Genomic DNA, 15,359 nt, shown 5'->3' with positions numbered 1-15,359 from the left:
AGCAGTTTTTATATATTTGTTGATATCTATGCCCTCACTAAAAGAAACCATATGGCGCTTAATTTGAAACAGTTAACCATTATATTTGTTCTTCTTGCAAATGTAAATAATGTGTTTTCTCAACTAGGTTTTTCCCACGAAATTGGTGCTATAGTTGGACCAGTTCAATTTAGATCAGATTTTGGTAGTAGAAACGAAGAAGAAACCAATTTTGGAAACTCAGGTATTGGTATTGGTATAGTTCACTACATCAATTTTGCTTACAGAGCAGACTGTAACTGCTACTCTACTGACACCTACTTTAACGATCACTTTAAACTTCGTAGTGAAATATCTTGGAATAAAACCAACCTACAACATCATGGTGAATGGGTAGGACCTGATAATGTTAGTGATAATGCTGATAGATTAAGAGCGCAACGTGGTGTGGCTGAAAATTTTGATGTTGGTATGCAGTTAGAATATTTCCCATTGAGTATTCGTTCGTTTCAAGCGTTTAGTTATAGGTTTGCTCCCTTTATAAGTTTAGGAGCGCATTATACCTCATCTAGTCCACAAGGAAGTACTGATTATGGTGACGGAAACATCTTTAACCAAAACAACATTTATTCCTATTGGTTTGATCCTGCAACTGATACTGAATATCCAATTAATTTAGATAAAGTCAATGCGTGGTCTGTAGTAACTAGTGTTGGTGTTAGATATAAATTAACCGAATTATCCGATTTAATGCTAGACCTTCGTTGGCAATACTATTTTAGTGATTGGATTGACGGTTTAGACCACAAACTAGAATATAACAAGTACAACGACTGGTTGGTGTGGTTAAACTTTGGGTACATTTACTACTTAGATTAATATTTTAAGATATATAATAAAAAAAGACCAACAAAATTGTTGGTCTTTTTTTATTATTCTTGAAAGTTCAAACTATCCTATAGCCTGTTCTAAATCGGCAATTAAATCGGCTTCGTCTTCAATACCAACGCTAAGCCTAATTAACGAATCAACTACTCCTGTTTTTTCGCGCTCTTCTTTTGGTATACTAGCATGTGTCATACTTGCTGGATGTCCAGCTAAAGATTCTACACCTCCTAAAGACTCAGCAAGTGTAAACACCTTTAATTTCTCAACAATTTTTATAGCTTCTTCATAATTATTCCCTTTTGTGGTAAACGATACCATTCCTCCAAAATCCTTCATTTGCGACTTTGCAACTTCGTGGTTTGGATGACTCGTAAACCCAGGCCAATATACATTTTCAATTTTAGGATGATTTGCTAAAAACTCAGCAACTGCTTTACCATTTTCGCAATGACGTTGCATACGTACATGTAATGTTTTTATACCTCTTAACACCAAAAAGCTATCTTGAGGACCACAAACTGCTCCACTTGCATTTTGTATAAAATACAGTTTTTCGGCAAGCGCTTTATCTTTTACAACTAATGCTCCCATAACAACATCGCTATGTCCACCAAGATATTTAGTTGCCGAATGCATTACAACATCAGCTCCTAAGTCTAAAGGTTGTTGTAAATATGGTGTAGCAAAAGTATTATCAACTGCTAATAGCAAATTGTGCTTTTTAGCAATTGCTGATACTGCTTTAATATCAATAATATTCATCATTGGGTTAGTAGGTGTTTCAACCCAAATAAGCTTTGTATTTTCATTTACGTAGCTTTCAATGCTAGACGCATTTTCCATTCCTACAAAATGAAATTTTATTCCAAAGCGTTCAAAAACACTTGTAAACAATCTATAACTTCCGCCATACAAATCGTTAGTTGAGATAACTTCATCTCCAGGATTTAAAAGCTTAATTACTGCATCAATAGCTGCCAAACCAGACCCAAATGCTAACCCATGATTTCCATTTTCTATACTTGCAAAAGCATTCTCAAGCGCATTACGTGTTGGGTTATGAGTTCTTGAATATTCATATCCTTTGTGTCCTCCAGGAGTAGATTGTGCGTAAGTAGATGTTTGATAAATTGGAGGCATAACCGAACCATAAGCAGGGTCGTGTTCTTGACCTCCATGTATTGTTTTAGTATTAAATTTCATAGTACTGAATGTCTTTCTGTTTTTATAATTACAACAAATTTAACCTTTAATTCGTTGTATTCAAATCTATGTAATACCTTTATAGTATGTTTAACAAAATCCTTTTCCCTGTGAAAAAACTTAGCCTAATTATAGTAATAATCACCCTCTTTTACAGCTGTAAAAATGAAGTAACTCCAGTTGAATTTTCTGAAACAGCTATTGAAAACAATGAGCATGTTAATATTGAAATTATCTACCCAAAAGTTACATCCAAATCAGATATTGCTTCAAAAATAAATTCTGAAATAGAGCAAACCATTTCAAAAAACATAGCCTTTTTTGAAGATGATACCGAACAATTATCATTAGACGCTTCAATTAAAGATTTTGAAAACAGATATATAAATTTTAAAAAAGAATTTGAAGACAGCTCAATTAAATGGGATGCAAATGTAAGTGGCGAAGTAGTTTACAACTCTGAAAACGTGATTACCATTGCAATTGACTCTTACACGTTTACTGGTGGAGCTCATGGAAATAGTGTTATTACTTTATTGAATTTTAATCCTAAAACTGGAGCATTATACAGTTTTGATGATATTTTTAATAACCCTACAAAAGTTACTGAGCTTGTTGAAACTTATCTTGAAAAAGAATTGAACATCTCTAAAAACCAAAATACTGACGATTACTTTTTTGACGAGTTTTTTAAAATGCCTGAAAATATTGGTTTTAGCGATGAAGGCATCATCTTTTTATACAACACCTACGAAATAGCTGCTTATGCTCAAGGTGTTACTGAGTTTACTATACCTTACAGTGAAATTAGTGAGTTCTTAAAACTCTCAGAGTAATTAAATAGATTTCTTTAACGCTAAAATATAACCTAGATGCAAGCCTTCGTGGTAATTGTTAAAGGCAATGGCTTCCTCGACATTTGTTAACCTGTTTTTTGTGGTTACTGTATATTCATTAAAGGTTTGAAAGATTTTGTTGTTATAATCTTCCTTGGTTTTTTCAATAGTTGAGAAAAGTAATCCTTTTATTTCGTCAACTTCGGCTTGGGTTAAATCGCGTTCTGGTTTTGTACCTTTTCTAAACGCTTCAACAAAATCATCGTTAACAATCATTGTTAAACCCGATAGCTTATACACCAACAATTGTTGAGTAGCAATGGTGTGAGCTATATTCCAAATCATATTGTTTTTAAACCCTTTAGGTACTTTATTAAGCTCTTCAAAGGAGTAGTTCTCAATAAAGGTTTTAAGAACAGCTCTGTTTTTTAACGTAATATCAAAATCCCATTCCATAGTTTAAATTTTATTTAAAAGTAATTAATTTTTGCTTCAAATCCGTTTACTTTGCAGTGTAAAACTGTTAACTCATGAATAAAGTTTACTACCTAAAAACTTGTAGCACTTGCGTGCGAATTTTAAAAACGCTTAATCTACCTTCAGATTTTATCTTACAGGATATTAAAACCGAAGAAATAACTGTTAAGCAACTCGACGAAATGAAAGCTCTAGCTGGTAGTTATGAAGCGTTGTTTAGCAAACGTGCAAAACTTTATAAAGAGATGGGCTTAAAAGACATGAACCTTTCTGAAAAAGATTATAAACAATATATCCTTGAGCATTACACCTTTTTAAGCAGACCTGTGATACTTGCAAATAATCAGATTTTTATTGGCAACAGCGCTAAAACTGTTGAGGCTGCAAAAAAAGCAATACATGAATAGCCGAATTTTGGCTTTGATAGCCGCTTTTATAGTTCAAGTTATTTATGGTCTTACCTTTACCTTTGCTAATGATGTTATTGATGAAGGACATGTAAAACCGTTTGGATTTATCTTACTTAGAGTGCTAGGAGCTGCTGTGCTTTTTTGGATTTTTAGCATCTTCGCTCCTAAAGAAAAAATTGATAAAAAGGACTTTTTAACCTTCTTCTTTGCCTCTATTTTTGGTATTGCTCTTAATATGCTTACCTTTTTTAAAGGCTTAGAATTTACAACACCTATACATGCATCAGTGATTATGACTGTTGTGCCTATTGTGGTTTTGGTGCTGTCTTCTTTCTTACTTAACGAAAAATTAACCTCTCTTAAAATTTTAGGTGTTATACTTGGGTTTGCTGGAGCTATTGTGCTATCGGTTTATGGACGGTCAAAAGTTGTTGGAGACAATATTTTGCTAGGTAACTTTTTAGTATTTATTAATGCTGTGTCTTATAGTATTTACTTAATAATCATTAAAAAACTCACCAATAAATACCATCCGTTTACATTTATAAAATGGTTGTTTTTATTTGGTTTTATTTTGGTGTTACCTTTTGGGTATAATGAAGTATTAAGTGTTGACCTAAATACATTTACGCCATACATCTATTTCTCAATACTATTTGTTATTGTAGGCGCAACTTTTGGTACATATCTTTTAAATCCGTTAGCACTAACAAAACTGAGAGCATCAACAGTAAGCACATTTTTGTACATACAACCTGTAATTGCTGGTATTTTTGCAATACTAATGGGAAGCGATACTGTAAATACTGTAAAAATATTAGCTGCTGCTCTAATTTTTACTGGAGTGTATTTGGTAACCAAAAAGCCTAAAGCATCAGCTTAGGTTTACTGGCTTTTTACCGAACTTTCTAGTATCTTCTTTTGTTAAAACCTTAAAGTTTTTGGACTTAGGAAAAGTGTCCATTTCCTGTTTAAAGTTTTCAGGAAGTGGTGTTAACGATCTTGTTTTTAAATTGATCCAAGCACCTAAAATTTCACAGTTAGCTAAGTTTTCACCTTTATGATTGTAGAAATTGTGCTCTATTTGAAAAAACATACCATCATCACTTAAGCCCATAATTTCTAAGCTTACAGTAATTGGCGTGCCTAAAAACGCTTCTTTAAAATAATAGATGTGCTCATAAAAAATTACAGGACTAATATCATACTTAGCTAAGTTTGAAAGCGAAAAGCCATGATCTTCAAAAAAAGCCACTCGAGTATGACTCATAAAGTTTACATAAGCAGAATTTGCCAAATGCCTATTAGCATCAACATCACTCCATCTAATTTCAAATTGTTTTTTATACATAACATAGGTTTTTAAGTTCTACAAATTTATTGATTTTTGTTATGCAAGCATAATAGTTATTCCGCTTTTTATAATAACCTATAACTATATGTTTTTCCTTACCTTTGCTCAACTTTTATATAAATGTAGGTTCATGATACAATCAATGACAGGATATGGGAAGTCTGTAATTCAGCTTCCAACAAAAAAGATTTCAATAGAGGTAAAATCCCTTAACAGTAAAAATTTAGATTTAAATACTCGCATGCCTTCGCTTTACAGAGAAAAGGAACTTGAGATAAGAAAACAAATCGCTTCTAAACTGGTAAGAGGTAAAATAGATTTTTCGTTGTACATGGAAATTACTGGTGAAGAAACCTCTACTCAAATCAATAAAACAGTTGTGCAACAGTATATTAAACAACTTAAAGAAGTTGTTGATGGTGATGAAACCGAAATGCTTAAAATGGCTATTAGACTTCCTGATGCAGTGACTACTGAACGTGATGAAATTGATGAAGACGAATGGAGCCAAATTGCTAAAGAAATTGATAGCAGTCTAGAAAAAATTTATCAGTACAGATTAGATGAAGGACAAGTTTTGGAAGCCGATTTTATAGAGCGTGTCAATACTATTTCAAACCTATTGGAGCAAGTTATAAAAATGGATCCTGAGCGTATTAAAGGAGTAAGAGAACGTTTGCAAAAAGGAATTGCCGATATAAAAGAAAAAGTTGACGAAAATCGTTTTGAGCAAGAACTGGTATTTTACATAGAAAAATTTGACATTACTGAAGAAAAAGTAAGATTAAGCAATCATTTGGACTACTTTTTGAAAACATTAAAATCTAGCGATTCTAACGGTAAAAAATTAGGGTTTATCAGTCAGGAAATGGGACGCGAAATCAATACCATTGGGTCAAAATCTAATTATGCACCAATGCAAAAACTGGTAGTTCAAATGAAAGATGAGCTCGAAAAAATTAAAGAACAACTCTTAAACGTATTATAATGAAGCAAGGTAAACTTATTGTGTTTTCAGCGCCTTCTGGCTCAGGAAAAACCACTATTGTAAGACATTTGCTTAAACAGCAAGAGTTGGATTTAGAGTTTTCTATTTCGGCTACTTCGCGTGCCAAAAGAGGCGAAGAAGTACATGGTAAAGACTACTATTTTTTAAGTTTTGAAGACTTTAAAAAGAAAATAAAAAACGATGAGTTTTTAGAGTGGGAAGAAGTGTATCGCGACAATTTTTATGGCACTTTAAAAACCGAAGTGGAGCGTATTTGGGCCAAAGGAAAACATGTTATTTTTGATATTGATGTTTCTGGAGGATTACGCATTAAACGAAAATTCCCAGAAGAAACACTTGCCATTTTTGTAAAACCTCCAAGTATTGACGAACTTAAAATAAGACTTAAAAAACGTAAGACCGAAAGCGACGACAAAATAAACATGCGTATTGCAAAGGCATCTGCTGAATTGGCAACTGCACCATTGTTTGACAAAATTGTAATTAACGACGATTTAGATAAAGCTTTAGACGAAGCATACAAACTAGTTTCAAACTATTTAGGTATTGATAAAAAATGAAAATAGGTCTTTATTTTGGTACGTTTAACCCTATTCATGTTGGGCATTTAACCATTGCCAACCACATGGCTGAATATAGTGATTTGGACCAAATTTGGTTAGTAGTTACGCCTCACAATCCGTTTAAAAAAAAGAGCTCTTTACTAGATAACCACCAACGTTTAGAAATGGTATATCGTGCTACAAAAGACTATACCAAACTAAAACCAAGCGATATTGAGTTTAACTTACCACAACCAAATTACACTATAAATACGCTTACATACTTACAAGAAAAACATCCTGATTATGAGTTTGCTTTAATTATGGGTGAAGACAATTTAAAGAGTTTCCATAAATGGAAAAACTATGAATTGATTCTTCAAGGTCATGATATTTATGTGTATCCTCGTATTTCTGAAGGAACTGTTGAAACCCAGTTTGATGGTCACCCAAAAATTCATCATGTTGCTGCTCCAATAATGGAGCTCTCTTCTACATTTATTAGAAAATCAATAAAAGCAGGTAAAAACATAAGGCCAATGCTTCCTGAACACGTTTGGGAATATGTTGATCAAATGAATTTTTATAGATAAGATTCTACAATGAATTATTTGAAAAACAAACTAGAGCTTGAGGAAAATGGTTTTTCTATTTTGACAGACTTATATTCAGATAATGAAGTTTCTCAAATTTTAAATTGTATCGAAAATACCGAACAAGATGAAAATTCATTTATGAAATCGAAAGATTTGTTTGCCATAAGGCAACTAATCAAAAGTGTTCCAAAAATATCTAGTTTACTATTTAATGAAAAACTAATAGAATTAACATCTCAACTCTTCAAAGAGAACTATTTCCTAACAAAAGCCATCTATTTTGACAAGCCTAGTGAATCTAATTGGTTTGTTCCTTTCCATCAAGATTTAAGCATTTCTGTTAACAAAAAAGTAGAACTAGAAAACTATTCTAATTGGACTTTCAAAAAAGGATTTTATGGTGTTCAACCTCCTTTAAAAATTTTACAAGACACTATAACCGTCCGGATTCATTTAGACAAAACAGATAGATACAATGGAGCTCTTAAAGTAATTCCTAAATCTCATTCAAATGGAATAATTCGTGTAGAATCTACAGATTTGAATTCAGAAAATGAATTTATCTGTAATATTGATAAAGGAGGCGCAATGTTAATGAAACCTTTAACTTTACATTCTTCTAATAGAACGACAAATGGAAAAAAAAGAAGAGTGATTCATTTAGAATTTAATAAACATTATCTAGATAAACCTTTATCTTGGTCAGAATACTATAAAATTAGTTAAAAATGAAAAAATGCATTTTCTAAATGCTCTATCGTGTAGTCTTTTTCGTTTTTTACAATTGCAATAATATCAAAACGCACTTCAACCTCTAAACCATTTACGGTTACGTATTCATCTACTGCTTTTACTAGGTTTTTAATTTGTTTTGGTTTTACAAAATCTTGCGGATTTCCAAAATCGGTAGTAGAGCGTGTTTTCACTTCAATAATGGCAAGAATATCTTCTTTTTGGGCAATAATATCAACCTCAGCCTTATCAAAACGATAATTGCGTTCCACAATTTCATAGTGATTTTGCAACAAAAAATCTACTGCTAGTTGCTCTCCTTTTTTACCAAGTTCATTGTGTTGTGCCATCTGATTTAATAATTAAAAACTCTAAGTATCTAATACTTCTAACTTATACCCAATACCATGAATGTTAGTTATTTTTATAGAATCGTCCTCCTGTAATTTTTTTCTCAGTTTAGAAATATAGGTATCTAAACTCCTACCAACAAACACGCCTTGGTCTTCCCAAACTCGTTTAACCAACTCATCTCGTTTAACTACAGTATTCAAGTTTTCATAGAAAATTTCAAGCAGCTCGCACTCTTTTTTGGAAAGTTGAATTTCAGAAGCTGACTTTACCAATTTATTTTGGTCAGGGTAAAACTCATATTTTCCAATAATGTAAGATTCCAACGTGTCTTCCTTGAGCTTTGGTTTTCTAAGCTTCATTAAAAACCATAAAGCTAAAATTACTCCACCAAAAAGTAATACATACATTACCCAAGAAGTCTGTTTAAGCTCAGTAAATTGCACTTGGATTATGTAACACCCAACAGGTAATGCTCTTCCCATACAAGGTATAATACTGTTCTGCTCTTCGTTTTTCATTTCATAGCTATACGCTACTTCATTATCTGAACACTGTAATACTTCAATTCTATAATTATCAGGTAAATTGGCTTTGGCAAAACTATTCTTTACTGCATCTACTAAATTATCTGGAACAATCCTTAGTTCCTCTTGAAAGGTTAATTCAAATTTATTGGTATCAATATTAGTAATTGGTAAAACTAAAGAGGTAGAATCGCTTTGAGACAGTAAAAGTGAATTCCCTACATCTCGCAATGCAATTTTAGTGATTTCAGAAAATGAATTTTCATCGTCACAAGACATTGAACAACTCAACAACAAAATAAAAAATATAGAATAAATAGTCCTTTTCATATGTTTTGTAAATAAAACATAAATATGTCAATTACTTGAGCGTTTGACACTTCTTTGACATTTTTTTTACATATTAACAGAAGCCTTATGCTAGTTTAAAAGCTGTATTCTAAAACAACTATACGTTTATGAAAATAATTATTAAAGTTTGGGTCATTACTTAAAATACTGTTTGCAAAAAGAATGTTATGAATCGTTCCTGCTGCTTGTCGATTTTCGAAATACTTTTTAATTAAAGAATCAGAATCTTTAACTAAAGATAATGCTAACATATATTTTCCTGTTTGATTAACATTATTTTCAGAATCGTAAATTTCATTTTTAAATCCACTCTTGATATAAACTTGTCTATCCTCTTCTGACAGGAAATAGTCACTTTCAAATTCTTTATTATTCTTAATATCTAATAAAAATTGATAATAAGCATCTTTCACTTCCAAAGCAGGATATTCTTTAGATAAAAAAAGTTCAAACTTATTAACCAATAAGTTCAACACTTCAATGTTTTTCTTTCCTAAAGTAGTTTCAAATTCTTTAATAGAATCTGTGTTTTCATTTTCACAACAAACAATAAAGACTAAACAAAATAAAAAAATCAGCTTTTTCATTACTCAAAAACCAATGTTGACTGCTCAGCACCAACTGTCAACTGTACTGTTCGACCTAAAAACATTGCTCTGTTATCATCTTCGTGTCCAGCAGGCATATTAAACGCAATAGGAAAATCGTAATCAGCCAAAGCATCTAAAATAAGTTGCTCAATAGATGTTCCCCAAAGCGTTGTGTTTTTTCTAAGTTTGGTCATATCTCCAACAATAACTCCTGCACAATTATCAAAATAACCAGCACGTTTTAAACTTTGTAACATACGGTCTATATGATATTTATACTCACCAATTTCTTCAATAAATAAAATTTTTCCCGAAGTATCAATACTAGTTTCAGAACCCAACATAGTGTGCAACATCGTTAGGTTTCCTCCTACCAATTCACCTGATGCTGTTCCAACTCTGTTATAATTTGTTCCTGCTAAAGTATAGGTCAAAGTCTCTCCAAAAATTGCCGACTTAAATGTAGCAACGGTTTGTTCAAGTCCTTCAAGATCTTTTGTTAAGCTCACACACATCATAGCATGTATAGTTTCAAACCCTTGGTTGTGAAACAAACTATGTAAGGCTGTAATATCACTATAACCTATAAGCCATTTGGGTTGTGTTTTAAATTTTGTGAAATCGAGTTTATCTAAAATTCTAACAGCACCATAACCACCACGTGCACACCAAATAGCACTTATAGTTGGGTCGTCCATCGCGTTTTGAAAATCTTCACAACGCTCGTTATCAGTTCCAGCAAAATGATTGTCTTGACTAAACACATGCTTACCAACAACCACATTTAAACCCCAACTTTTAAGTAAATCGCTAGCTTGTTGAACTTCACGTTGTCTGTTTTTTAAAATTCCTGAAGGTGCTACAATAGCCACTGTATCACCTACTTTTAAATATGGTGGTTGTGTCATTTTTTCTTGAGAATACATTTCACCTGCTATAATACACAAGAGAAACAATGTTATTTTTTTTAATGCCATATTAATATTTTTTATGCCATCCTAAACCTAAGTTTAAACCTACACCAAAATAATTGAACTCTCCTAAGCTACCAAATATTTTAACCCCAAAACTTCTACCAAATGCAGTTGGTTGCCCCACAGGGATTATCCCATACAATACTCTAAACCGCTTTTTTTTAGCTTTAAAAAAATTAAAATTTAACTCAAAAGGAACAGCTATATATGATTCGTTATATCTAAATTTTTCACCATCTACAGTTCTACTATACCTTAACAAATTAGAAGATACACCTGCTGAAATACTAAGAGCAGAACCATTAAAAATAAACCGTTTTCCATAGAGTAAGGCAAACTCATTCAATGAATCTCCTCCAATAAATAATGGAACGATTAAAACACTAGCTAATCCTGCATCAGGGTTTGTCTCAGCAACATATGTGCTTCTAAAAGTAAATAGATCTTTATTTATTTGATAATTTGCACTAAATCCAAAAGTTAATCCGTTTACTTCATTTCCGCTATTTGAGGCGCCTACTAAAAAGTCGACATAAACTATTGGATTAGATTTCACCTCGGTAGAATCTTTTTCTTTTTGGGCAAAACTATTGCACGTAAAAAAGAATACTAAAATTACATAATAGTACTTTTTCATAGCTTTTTCTATCAAATCTAATAAAAAATAGCCCTCAAAACTCAATTGAAGGATTAAGAATTGAGAGAATAAAAAACTTAATAGTTATTTTTGCCATCAAATTAAACCTTGATATGTCAACAAATCCTAAACGATATACAATTACTGCAGCATTACCTTACACAAACGGTCCAATTCATATAGGACATTTAGCAGGTGTTTATGTTCCAGCTGATATTTATGCGCGTTACCAACGCTTAACAGGAAACGATGTGGCCTTTGTTTGCGGTAGCGATGAGCATGGTGTTCCTATTACTATAAAAGCAAAAAAAGAAGGTGTATCACCTCAAGATGTTGTTGATAAATATCATGCCATTATTAAAAAATCTTTTGAAGATTTTGGAATTACCTTTGATAATTACTCAAGAACATCAGCGCAAATTCACCATGAAACGGCTTCAGATTTTTTCTTGGAGTTGTATAAAAAAGGGGAGTTTATTGAAGAGGTTACCGAGCAATTATATGATGAAGAAGCTAAACAGTTCTTGGCAGACCGTTTTGTGATTGGAACCTGTCCAAAATGTGGTAATGAAGAAGCTTATGGTGATCAATGTGAAAAATGTGGAACCAGCCATAATGCTACCGATTTAATTAACCCAAAATCGGCTATTACTGGTAACGCTCCAACCCTAAAAGAAACAAAACACTGGTTTTTACCATTAGATAAGCACGAAGATTTTTTAAAAGAATGGATTTTAAAAGGTCATAAAAAAGATTGGAAACCTAATGTTTACGGACAAGTAAAATCTTGGATTGACGATGGTTTACGACCTCGAGCTGTAACACGTGATCTGGATTGGGGAATTCCTGTTCCTGTTGAAGGTGGCGAAGGCAAAGTGCTTTACGTATGGTTTGATGCGCCAATTGGTTACATTTCGGCAACCAAAGAATGGGCTGAACGCGAAGGAAAAGATTGGGAACCATACTGGAAAGACGAAAACACCAAATTGGTTCACTTTATAGGAAAAGATAATATTGTGTTTCACTGTATCATTTTCCCAAGTATGCTAAAAGCAGAAGGCTCATATATTTTACCAGATAATGTGCCAGCTAACGAGTTTTTAAATTTAGAAGGCAATAAATTATCTACGTCAAAAAACTGGGCAGTTTGGTTACCAGAATATTTAGAGGATTTTCCAGATAAGCAAGATGTGTTGCGTTATGCATTAACAGCAAATGCACCAGAGACCAAAGACAATGATTTTACTTGGAAAGATTTTCAGGCAAGAAACAATAACGAGTTGGTAGCCATTTTTGGAAACTTTATAAACCGTGTTGTTGTTTTAACCAACAAGTATTACAATGGTATTATTCCAGAACCAAGCGACTATTCTCAAGTTGACGAAGAAACACTTGCTGCTGTAAAAGCGTATCCAGATGTTATTGCAAGTTCTATTGAGCGTTACCGTTTTCGTGAGGCAAGTCAGGAATTGATGAATCTTGCACGATTGGGTAATAAGTATTTAGCTGATGAAGAACCTTGGAAAGTTATTAAAGAAGACGAAGCTCGCACAAAAACAATTATGTTTGTAGCACTACAAATAGCATCGGCTTTAGCAACTATAAGCGAACCGTTTTTACCATTTACATCTTCAAAATTGAAATCTATTTTAAATGTATCATCGAGCGGAGTCGAGATGTCTTGGGAAGACATTTCAACTAAAGATATTTTGCTTCCTGCAGGACATCAAATAGGAAAAGCTGAATTGTTATTCAATAAAATTGAAGATAAAGACATTCAAGCACAATTAGATAAACTAGAAGCGAGTAAAAAGGCCAATGAAGCTGCCAATAAAGCAGCCGAACCACAAAAAGAAGAAATCACTTTTGATGATTTTACAAAGTTAGATTTACGTGTAGGAACTATTATTGAAGCCGAAAAAATGCCGAAAGCTAAAAAGCTTTTAGTCTTAAAAGTTGATACAGGTATTGACACCAGAACTATAGTTTCTGGTATTGCTGAAAGTTTTACTGCTGAAGAAGTTATAGGAAAACGAGTTACCGTTTTAGTGAATTTAGCACCAAGAAAATTACGTGGTGTTGAAAGTGAAGGTATGATTTTAATGACCGAAAGTCCAGAAGGTAAATTGGTGTTTGTAAATCCTGATGCCAACCAAGACGTTGCGAACGGTTTACAGATAAGTTAATTACACCTAATAACAGATTACAAACCTCATAGTCTTATGCTATGAGGTTTTTTATTTTCAGTTAGGATGTCAATTTAAAACGCAGTGCAAATGCTCTTATGAACAAAAAAGGTAAAATAATAATTACCGAACCCCATAAATTATTGGGTGTGAAAGTTTCAGGGAAATTTCTAACCACAAAAAGCATTAAAACAACACCTAATATTATTGACACATGAAGGATAAGCATGTTAGGTGTGAAGTTTCCAAAACTTACTTTTAAAGGCTGCTGAGTGCTATGTAACAGTATACGTTCTACAGCCACAAACACAAGGTTAATGTTAAAAAACCAATTCTGGAAAAATAAAATTCTCATGTTAATTAGTATAAGCGTATCATTGTTCCAATTGGCCATAAATGCAAAAAATACCACTATAAACACAAAATACACACCCATTTGGATAAAGGAACCGAATACCGATGTTTTTCCTTGACTTATATTCACCGCATTTTTGTTATGCTTAAAGCAAATTCTGTCAACCATAATTCTAATAAGTTCATTCCACCAAAAAAAGTAAATAATATAAAACACTGTAGTTTGCCCACTCCAAATGGATAAAGCAGTAAGCAAAATAAACACTAAAAAATCCCATTGGGAATAATGTTTAAGTGGTTTATCTATAAGAGATGAAAAGTTATTCATTGGGTTTATTTTTCTGGATGGTTAATTGTCATAATCAAAACTCACTTCAAACAATAGATCTATAAATGAGGCTTTGTGTAAATTTATGACTTGAGAAGCCTGCACTTGATTATAAATATGCTCTGAAACATTAATATTTCCTTGATTCGTTTCAATTTGAAATTTTGTAGAACTTCGATTAGACGTTGCTTTCAATTTATCAATCACTTGAACCTTAGTAACCGTTTTTAAATAGCCATTACGATTAAATTTTGCATATCTATTGTACTTAATCAACAGTTTAAATGAATAGTATATAAATGCAATAATTAACGGAATTAGAAATATGAATATGCCTTTCCAAAGTACAAATAGTAGAATAATTATTGGGATAAGATACACTAGGTCTTTTCTAATCGTTTTAAAAAACATTTTTTTGACTAATTCAATCTCTTTTATTGTCATAGGAAAAGACTTCTCATCACGTTCGTAACGATTTTTACTTATTGTATGATGAGATAAGATTGTTGTGTCATTATTTTTTTCTAAAACCTTAAAGTCTAAAACTTCCTTCTTTTTAGGGCTAATTTCGATAGAAACTTTATCACCTAATTTAGCTTGGGAATACTGCTTGTAAGACACACTGTGCTCTATATTTTCTATACTAACATAATAGTAGGTTTGAGTACTTTTACGTGAAGAACCATAGGCATGAGAACCACCTCTATTGTGTCTAGCAGAAGATGATGTATGTTTGTTTACCCGCTTATCAGTAACAATACCAGTATAACATTGTTTTACTCCTTTTTTTAAATCGATATAAGTTCCCCAGAAAAAGTAGGATATAAAGACTCCAAAAATTAGAGCAAAAGCAGTAAAAACAAAAACAGGAATATATTCCATTTCACCAGTTGGCAACACAAATTTAAAAATGAAGAAAAAAATTGCTCCAACAAAAACACCAAATGCAATTAAAAACAAAAATTGTCGCCTGAGCATTTTTCTGTCTTGCAACGTTAGTGGCTTAATTTCATATTGATTTTGAGGTACCATAAG

General features: G+C 32.4%; 19 protein-coding genes. 9 read left to right on the top strand and 10 right to left on the bottom strand.

The features are described from left to right. Nucleotides 1–51 precede the first annotated feature (51 nt). Nucleotides 52–858, top strand: a complete 807-nt coding sequence (locus tag ABD011_RS02705; RefSeq protein WP_343795574.1) for a THC0290_0291 family protein — start codon at nucleotides 52–54, stop codon at nucleotides 856–858. Nucleotides 859–930: 72 nt separating this feature from the next. On the opposite strand, the gene ABD011_RS02700 is transcribed toward ABD011_RS02705, so the two are convergent. Then, nucleotides 931–2,109 (bottom strand): cystathionine gamma-synthase, encoded by a 1,179-nt coding sequence (locus tag ABD011_RS02700; protein ID WP_343796774.1) that lies wholly within the window; start codon nucleotides 2,107–2,109, stop codon nucleotides 931–933. Between the two features lie 71 nt (nucleotides 2,110–2,180). Here ABD011_RS02700 and ABD011_RS02695 point away from each other — a divergent pair, with 71 nt between their 5' ends. Continuing rightward, the gene (locus ABD011_RS02695; protein ID WP_343795572.1) at nucleotides 2,181–2,906 is read left to right on the top strand and encodes a DUF3298 and DUF4163 domain-containing protein; all 726 of its coding nucleotides are present in this window, start codon (nucleotides 2,181–2,183) and stop codon (nucleotides 2,904–2,906) included. On the opposite strand, the gene ABD011_RS02690 is transcribed toward ABD011_RS02695, so the two are convergent. Then, nucleotides 2,907–3,362, bottom strand: coding sequence for a DinB family protein (locus ABD011_RS02690; protein WP_343795570.1), 456 nt, complete (start codon nucleotides 3,360–3,362; stop codon nucleotides 2,907–2,909). A 74-nt stretch (nucleotides 3,363–3,436) separates the two neighbouring features. Here ABD011_RS02690 and ABD011_RS02685 point away from each other — a divergent pair, with 74 nt between their 5' ends. Together ABD011_RS02685 and ABD011_RS02680 are read left to right on the top strand one after the other, a co-directional pair. Beyond that, the gene (locus ABD011_RS02685) at nucleotides 3,437–3,790 is read left to right on the top strand and encodes an arsenate reductase family protein (protein ID WP_262732342.1); all 354 of its coding nucleotides are present in this window, start codon (nucleotides 3,437–3,439) and stop codon (nucleotides 3,788–3,790) included. Continuing rightward, complete coding sequence (locus ABD011_RS02680; protein ID WP_134198432.1) at nucleotides 3,783–4,676, top strand: DMT family transporter; 894 nt, start codon at nucleotides 3,783–3,785, stop codon at nucleotides 4,674–4,676. Before ABD011_RS02685 ends, ABD011_RS02680 begins: the two co-directional genes overlap by 8 nt. Here ABD011_RS02680 and ABD011_RS02675 read toward each other — a convergent pair. Continuing rightward, on the bottom strand, nucleotides 4,668–5,144 hold the full coding sequence (locus ABD011_RS02675) for an acyl-CoA thioesterase (RefSeq protein ID WP_131506267.1): 477 nt from the start codon (nucleotides 5,142–5,144) through the stop codon (nucleotides 4,668–4,670). The genes ABD011_RS02680 and ABD011_RS02675 overlap by 9 nt on opposite strands. Nucleotides 5,145–5,277: 133 nt before the next feature. Between ABD011_RS02675 and ABD011_RS02670 the strand changes: the two genes are divergently transcribed. From ABD011_RS02670 to ABD011_RS02655, 4 genes are read left to right on the top strand one after another with little or no spacing between them, the layout of a single operon-like run. Continuing rightward, nucleotides 5,278–6,135 (top strand): YicC/YloC family endoribonuclease, encoded by an 858-nt coding sequence (locus ABD011_RS02670; RefSeq protein ID WP_343795564.1) that lies wholly within the window; start codon nucleotides 5,278–5,280, stop codon nucleotides 6,133–6,135. Continuing rightward, nucleotides 6,135–6,716, top strand: coding sequence for a guanylate kinase (gene gmk, locus ABD011_RS02665; RefSeq protein ID WP_129759631.1), 582 nt, complete (start codon nucleotides 6,135–6,137; stop codon nucleotides 6,714–6,716). Before ABD011_RS02670 ends, gmk begins: the two co-directional genes overlap by 1 nt. Then, nucleotides 6,713–7,291 carry a nicotinate (nicotinamide) nucleotide adenylyltransferase gene (nadD, locus tag ABD011_RS02660; protein ID WP_343795562.1) on the top strand — a complete coding sequence of 193 codons (579 nt, stop codon included), beginning with the start codon at nucleotides 6,713–6,715 and terminating at the stop codon, nucleotides 7,289–7,291. The genes gmk and nadD overlap by 4 nt, the downstream gene beginning before the upstream one ends. A gap of 9 nt (nucleotides 7,292–7,300) precedes the next feature. Beyond that, nucleotides 7,301–8,020 (top strand): phytanoyl-CoA dioxygenase family protein, encoded by a 720-nt coding sequence (locus tag ABD011_RS02655; protein WP_343795560.1) that lies wholly within the window; start codon nucleotides 7,301–7,303, stop codon nucleotides 8,018–8,020. On the opposite strand, the gene ABD011_RS02650 is transcribed toward ABD011_RS02655, so the two are convergent. The 5 genes from ABD011_RS02650 to ABD011_RS02630 all read right to left on the bottom strand — a co-directional run bounded on the left by ABD011_RS02650 (nucleotide 8,017) and on the right by ABD011_RS02630 (nucleotide 11,456). Further along, nucleotides 8,017–8,376, bottom strand: a complete 360-nt coding sequence (locus ABD011_RS02650) for a YraN family protein (protein ID WP_343795558.1) — start codon at nucleotides 8,374–8,376, stop codon at nucleotides 8,017–8,019. The genes ABD011_RS02655 and ABD011_RS02650 overlap by 4 nt on opposite strands. 21 nt (nucleotides 8,377–8,397) lie before the next feature. Continuing rightward, on the bottom strand, nucleotides 8,398–9,234 hold the full coding sequence (locus ABD011_RS02645; protein WP_343795556.1) for a winged helix-turn-helix domain-containing protein: 837 nt from the start codon (nucleotides 9,232–9,234) through the stop codon (nucleotides 8,398–8,400). Nucleotides 9,235–9,329: 95 nt separating this feature from the next. Then, nucleotides 9,330–9,842, bottom strand: a complete 513-nt coding sequence (locus tag ABD011_RS02640) for a hypothetical protein (RefSeq protein ID WP_343795554.1) — start codon at nucleotides 9,840–9,842, stop codon at nucleotides 9,330–9,332. Beyond that, nucleotides 9,842–10,822, bottom strand: coding sequence for a S66 peptidase family protein (locus ABD011_RS02635; protein ID WP_425545546.1), 981 nt, complete (start codon nucleotides 10,820–10,822; stop codon nucleotides 9,842–9,844). Before ABD011_RS02635 ends, ABD011_RS02640 begins: the two co-directional genes overlap by 1 nt. A 1-nt stretch (nucleotide 10,823) precedes the next feature. Continuing rightward, on the bottom strand, nucleotides 10,824–11,456 hold the full coding sequence (locus tag ABD011_RS02630; RefSeq protein WP_343795552.1) for a hypothetical protein: 633 nt from the start codon (nucleotides 11,454–11,456) through the stop codon (nucleotides 10,824–10,826). A gap of 113 nt (nucleotides 11,457–11,569) precedes the next feature. Here ABD011_RS02630 and metG point away from each other — a divergent pair, with 113 nt between their 5' ends. Next, nucleotides 11,570–13,642: a methionine--tRNA ligase gene (gene metG, locus ABD011_RS02625; RefSeq protein ID WP_343795550.1), complete on the top strand. Its 2,073-nt coding sequence runs from the start codon at nucleotides 11,570–11,572 to the stop codon at nucleotides 13,640–13,642. A gap of 61 nt (nucleotides 13,643–13,703) precedes the next feature. Here the strand turns inward: metG and ABD011_RS02620 are convergent, their stop codons facing one another. Both ABD011_RS02620 and ABD011_RS02615 read right to left on the bottom strand, forming a co-directional pair. After that, on the bottom strand, nucleotides 13,704–14,324 hold the full coding sequence (locus ABD011_RS02620; protein WP_343795548.1) for a hypothetical protein: 621 nt from the start codon (nucleotides 14,322–14,324) through the stop codon (nucleotides 13,704–13,706). A gap of 21 nt (nucleotides 14,325–14,345) precedes the next feature. Next, nucleotides 14,346–15,356, bottom strand: a complete 1,011-nt coding sequence (locus tag ABD011_RS02615) for a hypothetical protein (RefSeq protein WP_343795546.1) — start codon at nucleotides 15,354–15,356, stop codon at nucleotides 14,346–14,348. Nucleotides 15,357–15,359: the final 3 nt, after the last annotated feature.

Origin of the sequence: Gaetbulibacter jejuensis (assembly GCF_039524015.1) — a bacterium.
GTDB lineage: Bacteria > Bacteroidota > Bacteroidia > Flavobacteriales > Flavobacteriaceae > Gaetbulibacter_B > Gaetbulibacter_B jejuensis.
The sequence above is the reverse complement of the archived record's forward strand: the minus strand, read 5'-3'. Positions and strand labels throughout refer to the sequence as shown.